Raw genomic sequence first — 21,522 nt, forward strand, 5'->3', positions numbered from 1 at the left:
CAACCATCTGAACGGAGAATGATCATGCCTTATGCACTGCCGCCCCTGCCGTATGCCTACGACGCCCTCGAGCCGCATTTCGATGCGCGCACGATGGAAATCCACCACACCAAGCACCACCAGACCTATATCACCAACGTCAACAACGCCCTGGCCGAGGCCAATGTGGCCGAGGTGCCGGTCGAACAGCTGATCACCAATATCGGCGCCCTGCCGCAGAACATCCAGACCGCGGTGCGCAACAACGGCGGCGGGCACGCCAACCACGCGCTGTTCTGGACCGTGCTGAGCCCGGACGGCGGCCAGCCCTCGGGCAAGCTGGCGCAAGCCATCGACGACGATCTCGGCGGTTACGACCGTTTCAAGGACACCTTCACCAAGGCTGCCCAGACCCGCTTCGGTAGCGGCTGGGCCTGGCTGACCCTGGGCAAGGACGGCAAGCTGCTGATCGAAAGCAGCGCCAACCAGGACAGTCCGCTGATGGGCGAGTTCGCCGGCATGTCGGGCGGCACGCCGATCCTGGGCCTGGACGTGTGGGAGCATGCCTATTACCTGCAATACCAGAACAAGCGTCCGGACTATATCGCGGCCTTCTTCAACATCATCAACTGGGCCGAAGTCGAACGCCGCTATGAAGCGGCGCTGGGCGGCCGGGCCGGCTAAGCGAGCCAGCCAAGCGGGCCGGTTTAGCCGACCGGTTTCTGAACAAAGGGCGCGCCAGTCGGCGCGCCCTTTTTGCATTGAAACCGCCACAAGAATTACAGTTTCACGTTCAGCGACACATACGCGGCGCGCCCGTTGCCCGACGAATACATCGGCTGCGCCTGGCTCGCCGGCCAGAAGAAATTGTCGTACCACGCATATTCATAGCGGCGGTCGGCGATGTTCTTGACCTGCACGTCGAGGCTGACCCGCGGCGTAAACGCATAGCGCACGTTGGCGTCGAACAGCACGAAACCGCCATACTTGCCCAGCTCGTTAGGACCATCGATGAAGTAATCGCCCTGGGCCCGGCCCTGCACGCCCAGATGCCAGCGCGCGGACGGGTGGTAGTCCAGGCCCACATTGCTGATGCGGCGCGGCGTCGAGAATACTTCCTTGCCGGCGAGCGACACCCCGTCGGCGCCGAAGGCGCTCACCACCTCGGCCTTTTGCAGCGAATGCGAGGCCCACAGCGCGAGCTTGTCCGTCATCTTGCCCGACAGTTGCAGGTCGATGCCCTCGCGGCGCGTCTCGCCCAGGCCGACCGTGGTGCCGGTGGCCGGCATGTTCGCCACTTCGCCGGTCGCATCCTGGCGCCAGATCGCCAGGCGCAGGTCGCTCTGCGCGCCGGCTTTCAACTTGATGCCGACTTCCTTGCCGGTATTGATCGAGGCGTCGAACCGCGCCTGCCCCGGCACCAGGTAGGCCGGCCCGACCGAGCCAGTGAGGATCTGGAAGGTGCGCCCCCAGTTGCCGTACACGCTCACGTCCGCCGCGGGGCTGTACACCATGCTGAACTTGGGCTGCCTGATCCACCCGTAGTCCTGCAGGCCGGCCGTCATGCCGGTCGCCGGCGCGCCCGGCAGGGAGCTGCTGCCCGTGAAGCGGTCGACGCGGTAGCCCGGCACGATTTTGAGGGTATCGGTGGCCTTGATGACCGCCTGCAGATAGGCGCCGACGTTGTTGAGCTGGTAGCGGTCGTCGTTCTGGATCGCGGCCGGGGTGCTGAAATCGCTCGGCATCGCATACCGATAGCGCTGGCGCACGTAGCCATTGTCCTGGCGCTCGGTATTGACGCCGCCATCGAACGTCACGCGCTCGGCGACGCGCCAGGTGAGCGTACTCATGAAGCCGACCTGCTGCTCGTCCCACAGGCGGCGCTGGCGCGGGGCGTGGCCGGCCGGGTTGCTGGTGAAGGTGACGCGGCGGTCGTCGTGGTATTCGTTGTAGTACAGCTTGCTGCTCAGGAAGGCATGCGGAGAAATCTGCCAGTCCAGGTGCGCGCTGGCATGGTGCATGTCGCGCCTGGTGACATCGTTGGCGTTCTTGGCCGGCGACTGGCGCCGGTCCCGGGCCAGTTCCGCAGCCGTGAGGAAGCCGGGCTCGTCGGCGTCGTGACGGTAGGTGCGCAGGATCACGCCGCCACTCACGGACTTGTCCTTCGAGGTCAGGAACCACTTGCCGCCGACAGAGTATTTGTCGGAATCGCCGTGCGCGCGGCGGTAGCCGGCGCTTTCCTGTTTGGCCAGAAAATAGTTCTGAGAAAAACCATCGGCTTCGCGCCCGTAGGCCAGTTGGACCTCGCGGGTAGCGAAGCTGCCGGCCGTGAAGCGCCCGTCCAGGTAGTTGCCGCCCTGGCGGGTGCCGAAGTTGATGTTCCCGCCGATATTGTGCAGGCCATAGCGCGGGTCGTTGGTGCCGCGCACCACCTCGATATAGTCGACTTCCAGCGGGAAGATCATGTCGATGAAGCGCTGGTTGCCGCTGTTGACGTTGCTCGGAATGCCGTCGATCAGCACCTTGATGCCGTTGATGTAGCCCTCGCCGTTGAAGGCGCGAAAGCTCGCCTTGCCGGACTCGGCGCCCATGCGGGTCTCGGTGAGCTGGATGCCGGGCAGCTGGCCGACCAGCTCCCAGCTATTGCTCACGTTCTTGTCCTCGATCTTGTCGGCGCCGAGCACGTCGACCGAGGTCAGAACGGCGCTCGAGCGCAGCGCGCCGGCGTCGCGCTGGGCGCTGACGCGCACCTCGCCCATGACGATCGTGGGGTCGGCCGCCTGGACGGCGGGCGCGAGCGAGGACAGGCCCAGCGCCAGGGAAAGAAGCTTTGGTTTCATTATCGGAAGTTAAGGAGCAAGCGGAATGGGATGCCGGTACATCAATCCGATAATGATAACCCATTCTCAATAACAATGACAAGCCCGCGCCTGCTCCTTTAGCGGACGGCGCAGTCACCAACACCGAGCTTGGGGCGCCAGTTCGTACTGGATCACGTGGAAGGCACGGATGAAGCTAATTTCGGTCGGCTCACACTTCACTTCCAATGCTGCCTTGGCGATCTCCAGCCGTATCGGATCGTAAGCAGTCAGTGTTCCCCCAGATCTCCTGATAGACGCCTTCGATGGTACGGCTGCGTGAAGTGGTAATCCCCCCACAAAAAGAGAGCGTTCAGAAGTAGCATTTTCTACTTAAAGCCCGCTCTGAAAATAGGGGGATTACCGAGGTAGTCAGCGCAGCGTTGCATCATCGCGCGCCGCTCCTCCAGGTAACTAGCCCGGTCGTACGCGCTTTCCAGCTTGTCCTTCTGCGCGTGGGCGAGCTGGCGGTCCAGCACCTCGTGCCGGTAGCCCAGCCGCTCCTTCAAGGTGCTCATGGCAAGCGAGCGAAAGCCATGCCCGGTCATGTCGCCCTTGTACCCCATCCGCTCCAGGGCCTTGAGCAAGGCGTTATCGCTCATCGGGCGCTTTGGGTCGCGCATGTTGGGGAACAGCCAGGTGCCGCCGCCGGTGAGCCGGTGCAGCTGCCGCAGCAAGGCCAGGCCCTGCCGCGACAGGCATACATGGTGGTCCGTTTTGTCCGGGTTGATGCGCCGCTTCCCGCGCTTCATGTGACGCCACGGGATGACCCACTCGCCCGTCTCCAGGTCGATCTCTGCCCACGGCGTCTCGATCAGCTCGGAGGTGCGCACGAACACCAGCAGCATCAGGCGCATCGCGACCCGCACAGGCAGCCCCATGCAGGCCTCGTTCGCGTTCAGGGCGCGCAGGAACTCCGGCAGCCCATCCGACCCGATCGCGGCGAAGTGGCCCTTCTCCCTTGGCGCCAGCACCTCGCGCAAGTGCTCAGCGGGGTTGCGCTCCACCAGTCCGCAACGCATCGCGTACCTGAATACCCTTGAACAGTTGCGGCAAGCCGGCTGGCGATCTCGAGTACCCCACGGCGCTCGACCGCACGGATGGCATCGATGACGTCACGCGACCGGATCTCGGTGACGGCCAGCTTCCCGATCTGCGGGAAGACGTCCTGTTCGAAGCGGTGAAGGATATCGCGGGCGGTCTGGGCCTGCCACTGCGCAAGCATTGTCTGGTGCCATTCACGCGCCACTTGCTCGAAAGTGTTTGCAGCCGCCATTCGTGCCTGGCGCGCCTGCTCGTCGCGCACGCGCGCCGGATCGGCACCCGCAGCCAGGAGCTGGCGGGCGCTGTCGCGCCGCTCACGCGCGTCAAGCAGCGATACTGCCGGGAAGGCGCCGAAATGAAGCTTGTTTTCCTTGCCGTTGGGCTGGCGGTACTTCATGCGCCAGTGCTTGCCGCCGACCGGGGTGACCTCGAGGTAGAGGCCCCCACCATCGGCGAGCTTGTAGGGCTTCTCGCGAGGCTTGGCGTTCTTGATCTGCAGCTGGGTCAGCGGCGGTACGCGCTTGGGCATTTTGGGGGCCTCCTGTCCAAGGGGACCCCAACGAGGCCCCCAAACGAGCCCCCAGGAATGCTGGCTCTCGGGGGATGACACTGGACAGTATTAGGCAACAAAAAACCCGCTTTCTCTATGAGATCAGCGGGTTCTTTGATGTCCCTAAACATCTGGGACCTTGATCTGGCGGAGACGGTGGGATTCGAACCCACGATACGGGTATAAGCCGTATGCTTCCTTAGCAGGGAAGTGCCTTCGGCCACTCGGCCACGTCTCCCATCAGAGCCGGCGTTTGCACGTCAGCGCTGAGTGCAGGCATCTTAAGGGCTGGACCTCAATGCGTCAAGAACGCACGCCCAAAAATTTTGAAATTTGTTAACCTTGCTCCAGGCCAAATGCTTTGTGCAGCGCGCGCACGGCCAGTTCCATGTATTTCTCGTCGATCAGGACCGAGATCTTGATTTCCGAGGTCGAGATCATCTGGATGTTGATGCCCTCTTCCGACAAGGTGCGGAACATCTGCGACGCCACGCCGACGTGGCTGCGCATGCCCACGCCCACCGCCGACACCTTCGACACCTTGGCGTCGCCCAGCACCCGGGTTGCGCCCAGCGCCTGCTGCTGGCTCTCCAGCACGCCCATCGCGCGCACGTAGTCATTGCGCGGCACGGTGAAGGTGAAATCGGTCTTGCCGTCCACCGACTGGTTCTGGATGATCATGTCGACTTCGATGTTCGCATCGGCGATCGGGCCCAGGATGTGGTACGCCACGCCCGGCTTGTCCGGCACGCCCAGGACGGTGATCTTTGCTTCGTCGCGATTGAACGCGATGCCGGAGATGACGGCTTGTTCCATATTGCTTTCTTCCTCAAACGAAATCAGGGTGCCGGACTGGGCTTCTTCTTCCAGCGGCATCAGGGGATCGGTCAGCGACGACAGCACGCGCGTCGGCACCTGGTAGTTACCGGCGAACTCGACCGAGCGCGTCTGCAGCACTTTCGAGCCCAGCGAGGCCAGTTCGAGCATTTCTTCGAACGTGATCTTCGACAGGCGGCGCGCCTCGTCCACCACGCGCGGGTCGGTCGTGTAGACGCCGTCGACGTCAGTGTAGATCAGGCATTCCTTGGCCTTCAGCGCGGCGGCAATCGCCACTGCCGACGTATCCGAGCCGCCACGGCCCAGGGTCGAGATATTGCCTTCCTCATCCACGCCCTGGAAACCGGTGATGATGACGATCTTGCCGGCAGCGACGTCGCGCAGCACGCGGCTGTCGTCGATCGACTGGATGCGCGCCTTGGTGAACGACGAGTCGGTGCGAATACCCGCCTGCCAGCCAGTGTAGGACACCGCATCCTTGCCGATGGCCAGCAGCGCCATGGCCAGCAGGCCCACCGACACCTGCTCGCCGGTCGAGGCGATCATGTCCAGTTCACGCGGGTCCGGCTGCGGCATGATTTCCTTGGCCAGACCAATCAGGCGGTTGGTCTCGCCCGACATCGCGGACGGAACCACGACGATTTGGTGACCTGCGTCATGCCACTTGGCCACCCGGGCCGCGACATTCTTGATACGGTCCGTCGATCCCATCGACGTGCCGCCATATTTGTGGACAATTAAAGCCATATCAGGAAGGGTTCCAGCTTGTGTAAAGAGAAAAGAAGACTCTTAATGTAGCATGCTGCAACGCGGCATCACAAGGCTTGGCGACCGAAAAAGCTATATGGAAAGAAAATAACCTAATGCGTTTTCGGAATACACTTGCCTATACAATCTAGCCGAGGATCACTTCCCAGCGCAGGCCGATCAATTCCCGGCCAGTCACCGACCAGTGCCGGCAATCCATGCCGATGCCCGCCGCGAACAGCAGGTCGCGGTCGCGGCTCACCGTCGGCAGCCGCTCGCGCTCCCACGCCGGCACGCCCAGCGCCTGGTAGTGCGCCTTCAGGCTGCGCGACGGCCGGTTGGCCGCGGGTTTCAGGCGCTCGCCGCCCTTGCGAAAGTCGATGGTCAGGGTCTGCGCGCGCAGCCAGGCCGCGTCGAACCCCTGCTCCGCGCGCGCGAAGTGCAGCACGCCGCCGTAGTCCGGGAAGGCGATCGACGCCTCGCCCTGCCAGCGGAACGCCTGCCCTTCCCGGTCGAGCACGCCGACATCGTCCGGGTCGCGCATGCCGGCCAATTCCGGCAGGTGCGGCGTGAGGTAGAGCTTGCCGCGGTGGCGGCGGATATGGCAGCCCGGATGCGTGACCTTCAATTGCGCATCCTCGCGCGCCGAGAACAGCTGCGCCACCATCTCGTTGAGCCACGCGGTCGACGGCATCGCCAGGCCACGCACCGTGAACAGGTGGCGCATGAAATTGTCGATGCGCTCGGCGCTCAGCGCGGCCAGATAAGCCAGATCGATGGCGTCGCCGTCCTGGCAGGCCGCCAGATCGGCGGCCGCCAGCTCGTCGAGCAGGCGCTGGGCCGCGGCCACGTGGGCCGCGCCGCGCGCCAGGCGCGCCTGAAAGCCGGGGAAGTTCGCCGCCAGCGCCGGCATCACCTGGTGGCGCAGCGCATTGCGGGTGTAGCGCGGGTCCTGGTTCGATTCGTCCTCGACCCAGGCCAGCGCATGCGCGCGCGCAAACGCCTCCAGCGCCGCGCGCGGCTGCGTCAGCAGCGGCCGCGCCAGCGCCAGCTCGGCGCCGCCCAGCAGGCCCGGCGCGAGATTGTCCGCGTCCATGCCCGACAGCCCGGCGGCGCCCGAGCCGCGCAGCAATTGCAGCAGCACGGTCTCGGCCTGGTCGTCCAGGTGGTGGGCGGTGAGCAGCAGCTGGACGTCATGCGCGCGGCACATCTCGCCCAGTGCGGCGTAGCGCAGCTTGCGCGCCGCGGCCTCGACGCCGGAGCCGTCACGGGGGATCGTCACGCGCCGATGGTCGAAGCCGACGCCGAGCGAGGCCGCGCTGCGCTCGCAGTGCGCGCGCCAGTCGTCGGCATGCGGACTCAGTCCGTGATGCACGTGGAAGGCATGCAGCCGCACGCCCTGCTGCGCGCACCAGTCGTGCGCCAGCCGCAGCAAGACCATCGAATCGAGGCCGCCGCTGCAGGCAACTGCCATGGAGTGGGGGGAGTACTTGGCGCGCAGGCCAGGCATGGCCTGCGCGAACGTTGCCGGGACCAGCCCGGCCGGGTCGGCCCCGCGTTTGGAACGGCTCAGAGGATCACTCCTCGCGCGGCAGCGTTTCCTTGAACTTGCCATAGCTCATCAGCTTCGCGTGACGCGCTTCCAGCAGGTCCTTCGGTTTCATGCCCTGGAACTGGCGCAGCGAATCGGCCAGTGCGCGCTTGAGCATTTGCGCCATCTGCGCCGGATCGCGGTGGGCGCCGCCCAGCGGCTCGCTGACGATCTTGTCGATCAGGCCCATCGCCTTCAGGCGGTGCGCGGTCAGGCCCAGGGCGTCGGCAGCGTCAGACGCGCGCTCCGAGGTCTTCCACAGGATCGAGGCGCAGCCTTCGGGCGAAATCACCGAGTAGGTCGAGTACTGCAGCATCAGCACCGCATCGCCGACGGCGATCGCCAGCGCGCCGCCCGAACCGCCCTCGCCGATGATGGTGGCGATCAGCGGCACCTTCAGTTCGGCCATCACATACAGGTTGTGGCCGATGGCTTCCGACTGGCCGCGCTCTTCGGCGTCGATGCCGGGGAAGGCGCCGGGCGTATCGACGAAGGTGAAGATCGGCAGGCCGAATTTTTCCGCCAGCTTCATCAGGCGCATCGCCTTGCGGTAGCCTTCGGGCTTCGGCATGCCGAAGTTGCGCATCGCGCGCTCCTTGGTGTCGCGCCCTTTTTGGTGGCCGATCACCATGCAGGGCTGGCCGTTGAAGCGGGCCAGGCCGCCGATGATCGACTGGTCGTCGGCGAAGGTGCGGTCGCCGTGCAGTTCATGGAAATCGGTGAAGATCGCGTTCACATAGTCCATCGTGTAAGGACGCTGCGGGTGACGCGCGATCTGCGACACTTGCCACGGAGTCAGCTTGGCATAGATGTCCTTGGTGAGCTGCTGGCTCTTCTTGTCCAGGCGATCGATCTCTTCGGAGATGTCGACAGCGGAATCGTCTTGTACGAAACGCAGCTCTTCAATCTTGGAATCGAGCTCGGCAATCGGCTGCTCAAAATTGAGGAAAGTTGTTTTAGTCATTGTACCTCCGGGGTAATGTCTTGGCCGCGCTCCGTGACGCGCGGCCGATCAGGGCGCTATTCTACCGTAAGCCGACAGCGTATCGAATGCCTGAATTGCTCAGTTATCGGGCGACGCCGTGGATGAAACCGGGTCCAGGCTGCGCCACAAATACCATGTAGCCACCGTGCGCCAGGGTTCCCAGTTGGCGGCGACCTCGCGCGCATCGCTGCGCGAGACTGGCTCACCCGAGAAATAGTTTTGGCTGATGCCCTGGATCAGGCCGGGGTCGTCCAGCGGCAGGACGTTCGGCCGCAGCAGATTAAATATCAAAAACATCTCGGCTGTCCAGCGCGTGATGCCGCGGATCTGGACCAGCTCGGCGATGACGGCTTCGTCGTCCATTTCGGACCACAGGTCGGCATGCACCCGCCTGGCCTTGAAATGGTCGGCCAGGTCGAGGATGTATTCGGTCTTGCGCTTGGACAGGCCGCAGCCCGACAGCTGCACGGCGCCCAGCTTGATCACCTGGCTCGGCGCCAGTTTGGGGCAGACGGCAAGCAATTTGCCCCAGGCCAGGTCGGCCGCCTTCGGGGTCACCTGCTGGCCGACGATCGACCGCGCCAGCGTGATGAACGGGTCGGGCTGGCCGCGCAGGTGCAGGTCGCCGAACTGGGGGATCAGCTTGTTCATGATGCGGTCGCGCTGCATCAGTTCGCGCTTGGCCTCGGCCCAGTAGATCGGCACCGCCAGCGCATCCTGCGCCGGCAGCGCCGACGACTCCACGCTGGCGCCTGCGGCGGCGCCGCCGGCCTTGTCCTTGTTCGCTGCCATTATGCGCGGCGCCAGGTCGTTCCGTCGGCCTTGTCTTCCAGGACGATGCCGGCTGCCGTGAGTTCCTTGCGGATCGCGTCGGCCTGGGCGAAGTCGCGTGCGGCCTTGGCGGTCGCGCGGCGTGCGATCGCGTCCAGGATCGCCGCTTCGTCGAGCCCGCCGCTGCCCGGCGTGCCGGCCTGCAGGAAGGCTTGCGGCGCGCGTTCGAGCAGGCCCAGCACGCCGGCCAGCGCCTTCAGCTGGCGTGCAGCCTGCACCGACTTGCTGCGGTTGACTTCGCTCGCCAGGTCGAACAGTTCGGCCACCGCCAGCGGGGTATTGAAATCGTCGTCCATCGCGTCGCGGAAGCGCTTCGCGTGCGGCTCGTCCCAGTTCACGGCCGGCTCGCCATCGCCCAGGTCGACGTCGGCAAGCGCGGTGTACAGGCGCGTGAGCGCGCCCCTGGCGTCGTCGATGTGCACGTCCGAGTAATTCAGCGGGCTGCGGTAATGGGCGCGCAGGATGAAGAAGCGCACCACTTCGGCATCGTACTTGGCGAGGACTTCGCGGATGGTGAAGAAGTTGCCCAGCGACTTGGACATCTTTTCGTTATCCACGCGCACGAAACCGTTATGGATCCAGTAATTGACCATCGGGCCGCCGAAGGCGCCCTCGGATTGCGCGATCTCGTTCTCGTGGTGCGGGAACTGCAGGTCGGCGCCGCCGCCGTGGATGTCGAAGTGTTCGCCGAGCGTGGCGCACGACATGGCCGAGCACTCGATGTGCCAGCCCGGACGGCCGCGGCCCCACTGCGAATCCCATTTGGCCTCAGCCGGTTCGGATTCCTTGGCGGCCTTCCACAGCACGAAGTCGAGCGGGTCGCGCTTGGCCGTCTTGACGTCGACGCGCTCGCCGGCGCGCAGGTCGTCGAGCGACTTGCCGGACAGCTTGCCGTAGCCTTCGAAGCCACGCACGGCGTAGTTGACGTCGCCGTCTTCGGTTTGATAGGCCAGGCCCTTTTGCTCGAGCTTCTCGATGATCGAGAGCATGTGCGGCACGTATTCGGTGGCGCGCGGCACCACGGTCGGCGGCAGGATGCCGAGCGCGGCCGTGTCTTCGTCCATGTATTTCTCGAAGCGCTTCGTCAGCGCGCCGATAGTCTCGCCATTCTCGACCGCGCGCTTGATGATCTTGTCGTCGATATCGGTGATGTTGCGCACGTAGTTGACGTCGTAGCCGGACGCCATCAGCCAGCGGTACACGACATCGAAAGCCATCATCATCCGCGCGTGGCCGACGTGGCAGTAATCGTAGATGGTCATGCCGCACACATACATGCCGACCTTGCCGGCGACCCTGGGAACGAATACCTGCTTGTCACGCGCGAGCGTGTTGTAAATCTTGAGTTGGCTCATTAAATTCCGATTCGGAAGAGGAGCGCCGGGCGCGGCGCAGGCCGCAACCTACGGCGCAGCGACAGCCATGCTGGTGCGCCCTGGACAGGTGCGGCGCCGGGTTCGCCTGACTCCTCGGTGTTGTTCTTATTTGATAGAATGGGTCGTTGCTCTGCGCACGCCTTTTCGTCAACGCGTCTTCGTGGAGTATAGCATTGATAAAATCCCGGCTGGCCGCCTACGGTCCAGCTTTATTTTTAGGGAAAACCCTTGACAGCGCCTTGCGCGAGGTCCATCAGAGGAAGCCAGATGTCGCCATCGATCACCCGCCGTTCCCTGCTTGCCCGCATGACGGGCGCCAGCGCCCTGCTCGCCTGCGGCCTGCTGTTGTCAAGCGCCGCGCCGGCCCAGGAAACCGCCGCGCCGGTGGCAGCGCCCGAGGCCGCCGACGCCCCGGCCATGGTCGGCCCGCAGTACGCGATCAAGACCACGATGGGCGAGATCGTCGTCCAGCTCGACCAGGAAAAAGCCCCCAGGACCGTCGCCAATTTCGCCGCCTACGCCAAGTCGGGCTTTTACAATGGCACGATCTTCCACCGCGTGATCGACGGCTTCATGATCCAGGCCGGCGGCATGAACGAGAAGTTCGAGGGCAGAAAAACCCTCAAACCCGTGAAGAACGAATCGAGCAACGGCCTGTCGAACCAGCCCTATACCATCGCCATGGCGCGCGAAGACAATCCCGACAGCGCGACCTCGCAGTGGTTCATCAATGTCGCCGACAATTCCGGCATCGACCATCCCTTCGTCAAGGGCTCGGGCTATACCGTGTTCGGCAAGGTCGTGAAGGGCCGGGAGGTGGTCGACAAGATCAAGGGCGTGGTCGTCGACGACGTGCGCGGCATGCAGAACGTGCCGGTCGTGCCGATCAAGATTACGAACGTCACCCTGCTTCAGCGCGACAAGCTAGTAAAATAACGGTTTTGCCGCAGTTGCCGCAGTTGCAACACCGGGCAAACAACCACCCACAGAACAGGACAAGCCATGACGACCATTCTCATCACCACCAACCAGGGCAACATCACCGCCGAGCTGGACGCCGAAAAGGCACCGAAGACCGTTGCCAACTTCCTGGACTACGTCAACAAGGGCCACTTCGCCAACACCATCTTCCACCGCGTGATCAAGGACTTCATGATCCAGGGCGGCGGCTTCGAGCCGGGCATGAAGCAAAAGCCGACCGAAGCGACCGTCGAGAACGAAGCCAAGAACGGCCTGAAGAACGACAAGTACACGCTGGCCATGGCCCGCACCTCGGCGCCGCACTCGGCATCGGCCCAGTTCTTCATCAACACCAAGAACAATGCCTTCCTCGACTACCCGGGCCAGGACGGCTGGGGCTACGCCGTGTTCGGCAAAGTGACCGAAGGCCAGGACGTGGTCGACGCGATCAACGGCGTCAAGACCAGCCGCACCGGCATGCACTCGGACGTGCCGGTCGACGCGGTCATCATCGAAAAGATCGAAGTGCTGTAATGCGCGGCGCGCACTGGCACCCGTCGCTCCAATGACGCGTACTCGGCGCCCGTTCGCGCTGTTCATCTCCGACCTGCACCTGCAGGTCTCGCATCCGCGCACGCTGGAAGCCTTCCTGGCCTTCCTGAGCGAGCGCGCGGTGCAGGCCGAGCGGCTCTACCTGCTCGGCGACATCTTCGAATACTGGGCCGGCGACGACGACCTCGCCGACCCGTTCAACGCACGCATCGTCGCCGCGATCCGCGCGGTGGCCGACGCCGGCACCGCCGTCTACTGGATGGCCGGCAACCGCGATTTTCTGGTCGGCGACGCCTTCGCCCAGGCCGCCGGCCTGAAACTGCTGCAAGACCCGCACCTGATCGAGGCCGGCGCGCGCCGCGTGGCCCTGCTGCACGGCGACGCCCAGTGCACGCTCGACACCCAGTACATGGCGTTTCGCGCCCAGGTGCGCCAAAGCGCCTGGCAGGCCCATTTCCTCGGCATGCCGCTGACCCAGCGCAAGGCCATCATCGCCGGCCTGCGCCAGGGCTCGCGCGAAGCCCACACCGGGAAATCGTACGAGAGCGTGGACGTCACGCCGGACGCGATCGACGCCGTGTTCCTCGAGACCGGGGCCGACGTCATCATCCATGGCCATACCCACCGTCCCGCCGTGCACGAACACCGGCATGAACGCACGACGCGCCTGCGCTACGTGCTGCCCGATTGGGAACTCGACGCCGAGCCGCCGCGCGGCGGCTGGTGCGCGCTGCATGCCGACGGCAGCATCGAGCGCCACGACCTGACCGAACTCAGGCTTTTCCAGGGGGCTTAAAGCCTGCGCACCACCAGTTCATCCCACCCGGACTGCGGATCCGGCGCGCGGCTGAAACGGTAGTCCGGCAGCAGCGCCAGCAGGATCTCGGCCGTGGTGCGCACCGTGCAGCCCGGCGCCACATGCCCGCCGATCACCTTCCCCTGCGCGTCCGATACCGTCATGTGCAGGTGCACGCCATCCGGCGCGATGGAGCCCGACAAGGTCAGGATTTCCAGGTCGCCGCGCAGCAGCCCCGCCTCGCCCGCGCCCGCATAACGGATCCGTGCCTCGCTCAGGCTGCCGATGCCCGACAGCACGAAGGCAGCGCCCACGCCGTGTTCTGACAGTATTGCGGCGAGCGCCTCGCGCAGGTCTTGACGCGGGCGCAGGCGGATGGGCAGGAGTTGCATGAGGTGGTCGCTGCGCGATGGCCGTGGGGATGGGCGATTGTAGCAAGCCGCGCCTGACTTTTCGCTGCAGGCCCTCGCGCTCATGCGGTGCGCATGATGTGCGCATGAGGTGCGGTATACGTCTTTACATTTTCAACCTTGGTGTTATAGTTAACTACAACACCACTTCAATACCTCACCAGGGAGGCAATATGAGTACCACACTACTACGCACCGGGAGGGAGGCCATTGATGAGCGCCGACTGGAACGATAGCACCCCGATCTACCGCCAGCTCAAGGAGCGGGTGGTCGGCATGATGCTCGACGGCGTATTGAAAGCCGGCGACGCCCTGCCCTCGGTGCGCTCGATCGCCGCCGAGTATCAACTGAACCCGATAACAGTGTCGAAGGCATACCAGGAACTCGTCGACGAGCGCCTGGTGGAAAAACGAAGGGGAATTGGCATGTACGTCACCGAGGGAGCAAGCGAAAAGCTGCTGGCAAGCGAACGCGAACGTTTCATCCGCGAAGAGTGGCCGGCCATGGTCGAGCGCATCCGCCGCCTGGGGCTCGATGTCGAACAACTGCTGCGCGACAGCGGCGATGCGCAGGGAGGTGCGGCATGAACACCGTTCAAGACGCGCTCCACGACACGCCCCCGCACTCGGCCTCGGGCGCCGTCCTGTCCGCACGCGGGTTGACCAAGCGCTACGGCAAGCAGGTGGCCGTCGACGGCATCGACTTCGAGATCCCGGCCGGGCGCATCGTCGGCCTGATCGGCCCCAATGGTTCGGGCAAGACCACCACGCTCAAGGCGGCGCTGGGCCTGATCCCGTTCGAGGGCGAACTGTCGGTGCTGGGCCTGGATCCGCGCACCCGGCGCGACGACCTGATGAAGGACGTGTGCTTCATCGCCGACGTCGCCATCCTGCCGCGCTGGCTGCGGGTCAAGGACGCGGTCGACTTCGTCGAGGGCGTGCATCCGCGCTTTAACCGCAGCAAGGCCGAGCGCTACATCGCCAACACCAGGCTGACGCCGGGCATGAAGGTCAAGCAAATGTCGAAGGGCATGGTCGTGCAACTGCACCTGGCGCTGGTGATGGCGATCGACGCCCGCCTGCTGGTGCTGGACGAGCCGACGCTCGGGCTCGACATCCTGTATCGCAAGCAGTTCTACCAGCACCTGCTCGAAGACTACTTTGACGAACAAAAAACCATCGTCATCACCACCCATCAGGTGGAAGAAGTCGAGCACATCCTGACCGACCTGCTGTTCATCCGCGACGGGAAAATCGCGCTCGCGGCCTCGATGGAAGAGATCGGCCGGCGCTATGTCGAGGTGATGGTGCCCAACAAAAAAGCCGCCGCGGCGCGCGCCCTGCAGCCGCTCGACCAGCGCGCCATGTTCGGCAAGTCGGTGATGCTGTTCGATACCGAGCGCGCCGGCGGCCTGTCGCGCAGCCAGCTCGAAGCCCTGGGCGAAGTCCGCCACCCGAGCGTGGCCGACCTGTTCGTCGCCACCATGAAAGGAAGCTACGCATGAACACGATGAAATGGCTGATCCGGCGCGAGCTGTGGGAACACAAGGGCGCGTTCCTGTATGCGCCGCTGGCGGTGGCGGCGGCGCTGGTGCTGCTGCTCGGCGGCGGCTTCCTGTACGCGCTGGCCACCACCGGCGCCTTCCACCTCCAGGTCGATGGCCGGCCGATGATCACGATCGACGGCTTTCCGCCGGAAATGCATGCCAGGGCGGCGGCGGTCGCGGCCTCGAGCTACCTGGCGATCACGGCGCCGCTGTTCCTGGTGCTGCCGGTGGTGGTGTTCTTCTACTGCCTGGCGGCCCTGCACGACGAACGGCGCGACCGCAGCATCCTGTTCTGGAAGTCGCTGCCGATATCGGACCGCGAGACCGTGCTGTCGAAGGTCGCGGTCGCGCTGGTGCTGGCGCCGCTCCTGACGGTGGCGATTGGCCTGGCCACGTCCCTCGTGCTGCTGGTGCTCGGCCTGCTGGCCAGCGCCATCAAGGGCGTCAACCTGATCGCCCCGGTGCTGGCCAATGCGAACTTCTACCTGTCGCCGCTCTACCTGCTGGGCTTCGTGCCGCTGTACATCCTGTGGGCGCTGCCGACCGTCGGCTGGCTGCTGCTGGTGTCGAGCTGGGCCCGCTCCAAGGTGTTCCTGTGGGCGGTGGGCGTGCCTTTGGTGGCGCTGGCCCTGCTGGCCTGGTTCGATTTCCTGGTCGGCCGTTTCTCGGGCCTGAGCCTGAACGTCAAGTGGTTCGGCGAAGAAGTGGTGGCGCGCATCCTCGGCGGCCTGATGCCGGGCATCTGGTTCGGCGAGGTCCACGGCGCGGCCCTGGCCACCCAGAGCGCCGGGATCGACGGGCCGATGCTGCTGCGCCTGTCCTACGGCACGCTGGCCTCGCCCGCGGTGTGGATCGCCGCCGCCGCCGGTTGCGCGATGATCTACGGCGCGATCCGCCTGCGCCGCTGGCGCGACGAGGGTTGACTACCGTGCGCGCCCTGCTCCCCATCACGGGCGCGATGCGGAAGTGCGCGAGCATGCGGCGATCGTAGCTCGAGCTCGAGCCCGAGCCCGACCCCGCGGCGGCGCTTACTGGAACTGCTGGCGAAACGCCTCGAACTGCGCCTTGAGATCAATCATCTCGCCGCGCAGCGACGCGACTTCTTCTTCGAGCTGGGCAATGCGGCCGCCCTGGGTCTGGCCGCTGGACGCCGACGCGGTCTGCTCGCTGCCGGCCACGATGGTGATCTCGCCGCCCAGCAGCTGGCCGTAGCGCGATTCCTTGGTGCCCGGCGCGCGGTCCAGCTTGACCACCAGCGGCGGGTATTTGTCGATCAGGAACTGCAGCGCCGTCTCGACGTCCTGCACGGTCCTGAACTCGTGCAGGCGGCCGCTGCGGGTGCGGATTTCGCCGGCGGTCTGCAGGCCGCGCAGCATCAGGATCGTGAGCACGGCCAGCTTGTCCTGTTCCAGCGTCCACTTGATGCGCATGCGGTGCTCGTACTTGACCACGCGGGCGCCGGCCTGCGAGATGGCATTGACCAGCTTGCGTTCGGCGAGGCGCTGCAGGGTGTCGAGGACGATGTCGTCCGACAGCTGCATCACCGGGTCGCGGCTCGACAATTGATTGCATCCGTTTACGATCGCGTTGAGCGACATCGGATAGTTATCGGGGGTCAGCGCTTCTTTCTCGGCCAGCACGGCCAGCACGCGCAGCTCTACCGGGTCGAGCACGGCCGCGGCGTCGCTGCCGCCAGTCGCTTCGTTCGTCATGCGATTCCTTAATCTGCTTAATCTACTTAATCTACCAAGCGGTTCAGTTGCTCCGAGTCGAGTTTATCACCCTCCGGCACCCGCGGGCAGCACAGGCCGGCCGCGCGCATGGCCTCGGTGAGGCGCTCGATCTGCTCGTCCTGGCGCGCCGCGTGGTCGATCAGGCCGCGCAGGGCTTTCGACAGCGGGTCGTCGCCGTTGGGCGTGACGCCATAGGCGGCGAACAGGCGCGCGCTGCGCGACTGGTCTTCTTTCCGGATGATATGGGCCGGATTGCCGACCGCGGTGGCGCCGGCCGGAACCGGCTTGACCACCACCGCGTTGGAACCGATCTTGGCGTATTCGCCGACCGTGAAGGCGCCCAGCACCTGGGCGCCGGCGCCGACGATCACGCCGCGCTCGAGCGTCGGATGGCGCTTGGTGCCGGCCACCAGCGTGGTGCCGCCCAGCGTGACGCCCTGGTAGATGGTGCAGTCGTCGCCGATCACGGCGGTCTCGCCGATCACCACGCCGAAACCGTGATCGATGAAGACCCGGCGGCCGATCGCGGCGCCGGGATGGATCTCGATGCCGGTGAGGATGCGCGCCAGGTACGAGATGAAGCGGCCGAGCCACTTCAGCCCCATGCGCCAGCAGGCGTGGGCCCAGCGGTGGGCGACGATGGCGTGCAGGCCCGGATAGCAGGTCAGCACCTCCCAGCCGTTGCGGGCCGCGGGATCGCGCTCGATGATGTTGCGAATTTCTTCGCGCAGTCGTGAGAAAAACATGGTGACGCTTCGGATGGAACGGCTGTCATGGTAGCCGATCCGGAGATGGAATGCTTGCGGGGGGAATGAATGCGGAGGAAACCGGCCTGGAGGCGACGCCAGGCCGTGACTGCTCGAGCGAAAAATCAGCCTTCGCGCGCGATGCGCTGGCGACGCGCCTCGTACAGGCAGACGCCCGAGGCGACCGACACGTTCAGGCTCTCGACCGAGCCGAACATCGGGATGTTGACCAGCACGTCGCAGGTCTCGCGCGTCAGGCGCCGCATGCCCTCGCCTTCCGAACCCATGACCAGGGCGGCCGGGCCGGTGAAGTCGGCCTCGTACAGGCCGCGTTCGGCGTCGTCCGAGGTGCCGATCAGGAGGATGTCGCGTTCCTTCAGCTCGCGCATGGTGCGCGCCAGGTTGGTCACGGAGATGTAGGGCACCGTCTCGGCCGCGCCGCTGGCGACCTTGGCGGCGGTGGCGTTCAGGCCGACCGCGCGGTCCTTCGGCACGATCACCGCGTGCGCGCCGACGCCGTCGGCCACGCGCAGGCAGGCGCCCAGGTTGTGCGGATCGGTGATGCCGTCCAGGATCAGCAGCAGCGGCGGACCCTCGATCGCGTCGAGCAGCTCGTCCAGGTTGCGCGCCAGCGCCAGCTGGCTGGCGAAGGCGATCACGCCCTGGTGGCGGCGGGTGCCGGTGATCTTGTCGAGGCGCGCGGCGTCGACCGGCATCACGCGGACACCGGCCGCCTTGGCATTGGCGATCAGGTCCTTCATGCGGCCGTCGTTGCGCTCGGCATCGACAAAGATCTCTTCCACCGACTGCGCCTCGTGACGCAGGCGCGAAGTCACGGCGTGGAAGCCGAAAATCATTTTATTTTTCATTTGCTACTTCTCAATCGCTTTCAGGTGCTTTTTTCTTGCTGGTTTTGGATGCTGCTTTCGGTGCGGCCTTGGCTGCAGTTTTCGTTGCAGTTTTAGCTGCAGTCTTCGTTGCAGTCTTCGTTGCAGTCTTCGTGGCTGTCTTGGCTGCGGCCTTCTTCGCAGGCGCCTTGGCTGCGGCCTTCTTCGCAGGCGCCTTGGCTGCGGCCTTCTTCGCAGGCGCCTTGGCTGGCTTCGGCGCTTCCGGCTCGGCGACCGCCTTGGCGGCTGCCTTGCGCGGTGCAGCCGCTTTCTTCGCTGTCGGCTTGACCGGCGCCGCCTCGACGGCCTCGGTCACCGGCGCGGCCTTGGCGGCTGCTTTCCTGGCTTTGACCGGTGCAACCACCGGTGCAGCCTCGACGACTGGCTCGGCAGCGGCCTTCGCGGCGCGCGGCTTGCGCGCCGGTGGCGCTGCGATCACGGGCGCCTCGACCGGCTTCGGCGCAACCGGCGCGGGCGCTGGCGCCGGCGCAGGATCCGCCTTCGGCACTGGCGCCGGAACGGTATCCGCCTTCGGCACAGGCGCCGGCGCTGCAGCCGCTGCATTCGCACGCTCGTCCGCCCTGGCCCTCGCCCGCGCCTTGCGCGATTTCGGCGCCTTGGTCGGCACTTCCATCGCTTCCTGGGCTACCTGGCGAGCGCGTTCGAGCGGCGTCGCTGGCACTGGCGCTTCGAGCATGCTCGGCGCGTCCGGCTTCGGTCCCCGGTTACGGCCGCCACGCGAGCGCTTGCCGCCGTTACGACCTTCCTTGCGGCCTTCGTTGCGGCCTTCGTTGCGCTCTTCATTGCGGCCCTGCCTGTTGCGGCCCGCACCCTCGCGCGCTTCGAGCGCGACCGGCGCCGACGCCAGGGTCAGGTCGATCTTGCGCGATTCGAGGTCGACCCGCGCTACCCGCACGGTGACCCGGTCGGTCAGCTGGTAGCGCTGGCCGGTGCGCTCGCCGCGCAGCTCATGGCGCGCTTCGTCGTACTGGAAGTAATCGGCGCCCAGCTCGGTGATGTGCACCAAACCCTCGACGAACAGCTCGTCGAGCTGCACGAAGATGCCGAAGGTGGTGACGCCGGCGACCGTGCCGGTGAACTCTTCGCCGATCTTGTCCTGCATGAAGAAGCACTTGAGCCAGTTTTCGACGTCGCGCGAGGCTTCGTCGGCACGGCGCTCGTTGGCCGAACAGTGCACGCCGAGCGCGTCCCAGACCGTCAGGTCCTTTTCGCTCTTCTGCGGCTTGCCTTCGGCCTTGTCCTTGGCGGCCTGCTTGCGCGCCGAGTTCGACTGCGTCGTGTTCAGCTTGCCAAGCTCGATGCCCTTCGGCTCGTAGCGCTTGCCCTGCAGGAGCGCCTTGATGGCCCGGTGGGTCAGCAAATCGGGGTAGCGCCGAATTGGGCTGGTGAAGTGGGCATAGGCCTCATAGGCCAGGCCAAAGTGGCCGACGTTGTCCGGGCTGTAGACCGCCTGCTGCATCGAGCGCAGCAGCATGGTCTGCAGCAGCGTCGCGTCGGGACGCTCGCGGATTTCCTGCATCACCGCGGCATAGTCGCGCGCGCTCGGCTTGTTGCCGCCGCCCAGGTTCAGTCCCACCTGCTTGAGGAAGGTACGCAGCTGGTTCAGCTTTTCCTCGGTCGGCACGGCGTGCACGCGGAACGTGCCCGGGTGTTTGTGGCGCAGCAGGAAGTCGGCGGCGCACACGTTGGCGGCCAGCATGCACTCCTCGATCAGGCGGTGCGCGTCGTTGCGGGTGCGTGGGATGATCTTCTCGATCTTGCCCAGCGGATTGCAAACGATATAGGTTTCGGTGGTTTCGAAATCGATCGCACCGCGCTCCTGGCGCGCCTTGAGCAGCGCGCGGAACACCCCGTTCAGGTTCTGCAGGTGCGGGACGATCGCCGGACGCTTCTGCGCTTCCTCGCCGTCGGTGCTGGCCAGGATGTCGGCCACCTGGTTATAGGTCAGGCGCGCCGCCGAGTGCATCACGGCCGGGTAGAACTGGTAAGCCGTGACTTCGCCGTCCTCGGTGACGACCATGTCGCACACCAGGGTGCAGCGGTCCACCTGCGGGTTCAGCGAACACAGGCCGTTGGACAGCTTCTCGGGCAGCATCGGAATCACGCGGCGCGGGAAGTACACCGAGGTGCTGCGCTCGATGGCGTCCACGTCGAGCGCGTCGTTCGGCTTGACGTAGTGGCTGACGTCGGCGATCGCGACCAGCAGGCGGTAGCCTTTCACGCCATCGATCTTGACCGGCTCGCAATAGACCGCGTCGTCGAAGTCGCGCGCATCCTCGCCATCGATGGTCACCAGCGGCACGTCGCGCAGGTCGACGCGGTCCGCCAGGTCGGCGTTCACGACTTCGTTCGGCAGGCGCGCGGCCTGCTTGAGCGCCGGCGGCGAGAACACGTGCGGCACGCCGAACTTGCGCACGGCAATCTCGATTTCCATGCCCGGATCGTCCAGTTCGCCGAGCACTTCGACGATGCGGCCGGTCGGCTTCTGGAAGCGGCCCGGCTGCTCGATCAGCTCGACGCTGACCACTTGCCCGGCGCGCGCCTTGCCCGGCGAACCGGATACCAGGACGTCCTGGGCGATGCGTTGGTCTTCGGGCGAGACGATCCATACGCCGCCCTCATTGAGCAAGCGCCCGATGAGGTGGGTATTGGCGCGCTGGACCACTTCGACGATCGCGCCTTCTGGACGACCGCGGCGATCGGTGCCGGTCACGCGCACCATCACGCGGTCGCCGTGCAGCACTTTCTGCATCTCGCGGTCGGACAGGAACAGGTCGGGACCTGGCTCGTCCGGAATCACGAATCCAAAGCCGTCCCGATGCGCGGCGACCTTGCCCGCCACAAAGGCGGAATGGTCGGCCAGCATATAGGCGCCGCCCCGATCGGAGCGGATCTGGCCGTCACGCTCCATGGCGTTCAGGCGGCGGCCCAGGACTTCCTGGGCGGCGGGCTTGACCTCGAGGGCACGTGCCAGGCCGGCCGCATCGAGCGGATCGGTGGCGTCACGGAAGACTGCGAGGATTTCCTCGCGGCTTGGAATGGTATGGGTAGGTTGCTTCAAATCGGTTCTTT

General features: G+C 65.4%; 19 protein-coding genes, 1 tRNA gene and 2 pseudogenes. 7 read left to right on the top strand and 15 right to left on the bottom strand.

Features of this window, described 5'->3' with window-relative positions:
* Window positions 1-24 precede the first annotated feature (24 nt).
* Window positions 25-663, top strand: a complete 639-nt coding sequence (locus tag ABIB38_RS14910) for a superoxide dismutase (protein WP_429204990.1) — start codon at window positions 25-27, stop codon at window positions 661-663.
* A 95-nt stretch (window positions 664-758) separates the two neighbouring features.
* On the opposite strand, the gene ABIB38_RS14915 is transcribed toward ABIB38_RS14910, so the two are convergent.
* The 10 genes and pseudogenes from ABIB38_RS14915 to cysS form a co-directional block, all read right to left on the bottom strand.
* A complete protein-coding gene (locus ABIB38_RS14915) occupies window positions 759-2,819 on the bottom strand; it encodes a TonB-dependent receptor (RefSeq protein WP_429204992.1) in 2,061 nt (686 codons plus the stop codon).
* 138 nt (window positions 2,820-2,957) lie between these two features.
* A pseudogene (locus ABIB38_RS14920) lies at window positions 2,958-3,126 on the bottom strand (IS4 family transposase); the annotation flags it as partial.
* A gap of 40 nt (window positions 3,127-3,166) precedes the next feature.
* Window positions 3,167-3,844 (bottom strand): tyrosine-type recombinase/integrase, encoded by a 678-nt coding sequence (locus tag ABIB38_RS14925; protein WP_429204993.1) that lies wholly within the window; start codon window positions 3,842-3,844, stop codon window positions 3,167-3,169.
* Window positions 3,736-4,410 (bottom strand): tyrosine-type recombinase/integrase, encoded by a 675-nt coding sequence (locus ABIB38_RS14930; RefSeq protein ID WP_429204994.1) that lies wholly within the window; start codon window positions 4,408-4,410, stop codon window positions 3,736-3,738. Before ABIB38_RS14930 ends, ABIB38_RS14925 begins: the two co-directional genes overlap by 109 nt.
* Before the next feature lie 166 nt (window positions 4,411-4,576).
* Window positions 4,577-4,669 (bottom strand) — tRNA-Ser (locus ABIB38_RS14935).
* A gap of 98 nt (window positions 4,670-4,767) precedes the next feature.
* Entirely contained in the window at window positions 4,768-6,015 is a 1,248-nt protein-coding gene (locus tag ABIB38_RS14940; RefSeq protein ID WP_429204996.1) for an aspartate kinase, read from the bottom strand.
* A 148-nt stretch (window positions 6,016-6,163) separates the two neighbouring features.
* Window positions 6,164-7,489, bottom strand: coding sequence for a tRNA lysidine(34) synthetase TilS (gene tilS, locus ABIB38_RS14945; RefSeq protein ID WP_429204998.1), 1,326 nt, complete (start codon window positions 7,487-7,489; stop codon window positions 6,164-6,166).
* A gap of 103 nt (window positions 7,490-7,592) precedes the next feature.
* Window positions 7,593-8,570 (bottom strand): acetyl-CoA carboxylase carboxyltransferase subunit alpha, encoded by a 978-nt coding sequence (locus tag ABIB38_RS14950; protein WP_429205000.1) that lies wholly within the window; start codon window positions 8,568-8,570, stop codon window positions 7,593-7,595.
* Window positions 8,571-8,669: 99 nt separating this feature from the next.
* Window positions 8,670-9,383: a DNA-3-methyladenine glycosylase family protein gene (locus ABIB38_RS14955; RefSeq protein ID WP_429205002.1), complete on the bottom strand. Its 714-nt coding sequence runs from the start codon at window positions 9,381-9,383 to the stop codon at window positions 8,670-8,672.
* A complete protein-coding gene (gene cysS, locus ABIB38_RS14960) occupies window positions 9,383-10,777 on the bottom strand; it encodes a cysteine--tRNA ligase (protein WP_429205005.1) in 1,395 nt (464 codons plus the stop codon). The genes ABIB38_RS14955 and cysS overlap by 1 nt, the downstream gene beginning before the upstream one ends.
* Before the next feature lie 288 nt (window positions 10,778-11,065).
* Between cysS and ABIB38_RS14965 the strand changes: the two genes are divergently transcribed.
* The 3 genes from ABIB38_RS14965 (at window position 11,066) to ABIB38_RS14975 (ending at window position 13,106) form a co-directional block, all read left to right on the top strand.
* Window positions 11,066-11,734, top strand: coding sequence for a peptidylprolyl isomerase (locus ABIB38_RS14965; protein WP_429205007.1), 669 nt, complete (start codon window positions 11,066-11,068; stop codon window positions 11,732-11,734).
* A 66-nt stretch (window positions 11,735-11,800) separates the two neighbouring features.
* Complete coding sequence (locus ABIB38_RS14970) at window positions 11,801-12,292, top strand: peptidylprolyl isomerase (RefSeq protein ID WP_429205008.1); 492 nt, start codon at window positions 11,801-11,803, stop codon at window positions 12,290-12,292.
* Between the two features lie 31 nt (window positions 12,293-12,323).
* Window positions 12,324-13,106 carry a UDP-2,3-diacylglucosamine diphosphatase gene (locus ABIB38_RS14975; RefSeq protein ID WP_429205010.1) on the top strand — a complete coding sequence of 261 codons (783 nt, stop codon included), beginning with the start codon at window positions 12,324-12,326 and terminating at the stop codon, window positions 13,104-13,106.
* Here the strand turns inward: ABIB38_RS14975 and ABIB38_RS14980 are convergent.
* Entirely contained in the window at window positions 13,103-13,498 is a 396-nt protein-coding gene (locus tag ABIB38_RS14980; RefSeq protein WP_429205012.1) for a PPC domain-containing DNA-binding protein, read from the bottom strand. The genes ABIB38_RS14975 and ABIB38_RS14980 overlap by 4 nt on opposite strands.
* Before the next feature lie 231 nt (window positions 13,499-13,729).
* Between ABIB38_RS14980 and ABIB38_RS14985 the strand changes: the two genes are divergently transcribed.
* Genes ABIB38_RS14985 through ABIB38_RS14995 form a run of 3 tightly spaced genes read left to right on the top strand, consistent with a single transcriptional unit; the run spans window position 13,730 to window position 15,986 of the window.
* A complete protein-coding gene (locus ABIB38_RS14985; RefSeq protein WP_429205014.1) occupies window positions 13,730-14,104 on the top strand; it encodes a GntR family transcriptional regulator in 375 nt (124 codons plus the stop codon).
* Window positions 14,101-15,021: an ABC transporter ATP-binding protein gene (locus ABIB38_RS14990; RefSeq protein WP_429205016.1), complete on the top strand. Its 921-nt coding sequence runs from the start codon at window positions 14,101-14,103 to the stop codon at window positions 15,019-15,021. The genes ABIB38_RS14985 and ABIB38_RS14990 overlap by 4 nt, the downstream gene beginning before the upstream one ends.
* A complete protein-coding gene (locus ABIB38_RS14995; RefSeq protein ID WP_429205018.1) occupies window positions 15,018-15,986 on the top strand; it encodes a hypothetical protein in 969 nt (322 codons plus the stop codon). The genes ABIB38_RS14990 and ABIB38_RS14995 overlap by 4 nt, the downstream gene beginning before the upstream one ends.
* 105 nt (window positions 15,987-16,091) lie before the next feature.
* Here the strand turns inward: ABIB38_RS14995 and ABIB38_RS15000 are convergent, their stop codons facing one another.
* From ABIB38_RS15000 to rnr, 4 genes and pseudogenes are all read right to left on the bottom strand, one after another.
* Entirely contained in the window at window positions 16,092-16,775 is a 684-nt protein-coding gene (locus ABIB38_RS15000) for a YceH family protein (protein WP_429205020.1), read from the bottom strand.
* Between the two features lie 26 nt (window positions 16,776-16,801).
* Entirely contained in the window at window positions 16,802-17,542 is a 741-nt protein-coding gene (cysE, locus tag ABIB38_RS15005; protein ID WP_429205022.1) for a serine O-acetyltransferase, read from the bottom strand.
* A gap of 125 nt (window positions 17,543-17,667) precedes the next feature.
* A complete protein-coding gene (gene rlmB, locus ABIB38_RS15010; protein ID WP_429205024.1) occupies window positions 17,668-18,411 on the bottom strand; it encodes a 23S rRNA (guanosine(2251)-2'-O)-methyltransferase RlmB in 744 nt (247 codons plus the stop codon).
* A gap of 874 nt (window positions 18,412-19,285) precedes the next feature.
* Window positions 19,286-21,511 (bottom strand): annotated as a pseudogene (gene rnr, locus ABIB38_RS15015) (ribonuclease R); the annotation flags it as partial.
* Between the last annotated feature and the right edge of the window lie 11 nt (window positions 21,512-21,522).

The organism is Massilia sp. UYP11 (genome assembly GCF_050434805.1).
Classification (GTDB): domain Bacteria; phylum Pseudomonadota; class Gammaproteobacteria; order Burkholderiales; family Burkholderiaceae_D; genus Telluria.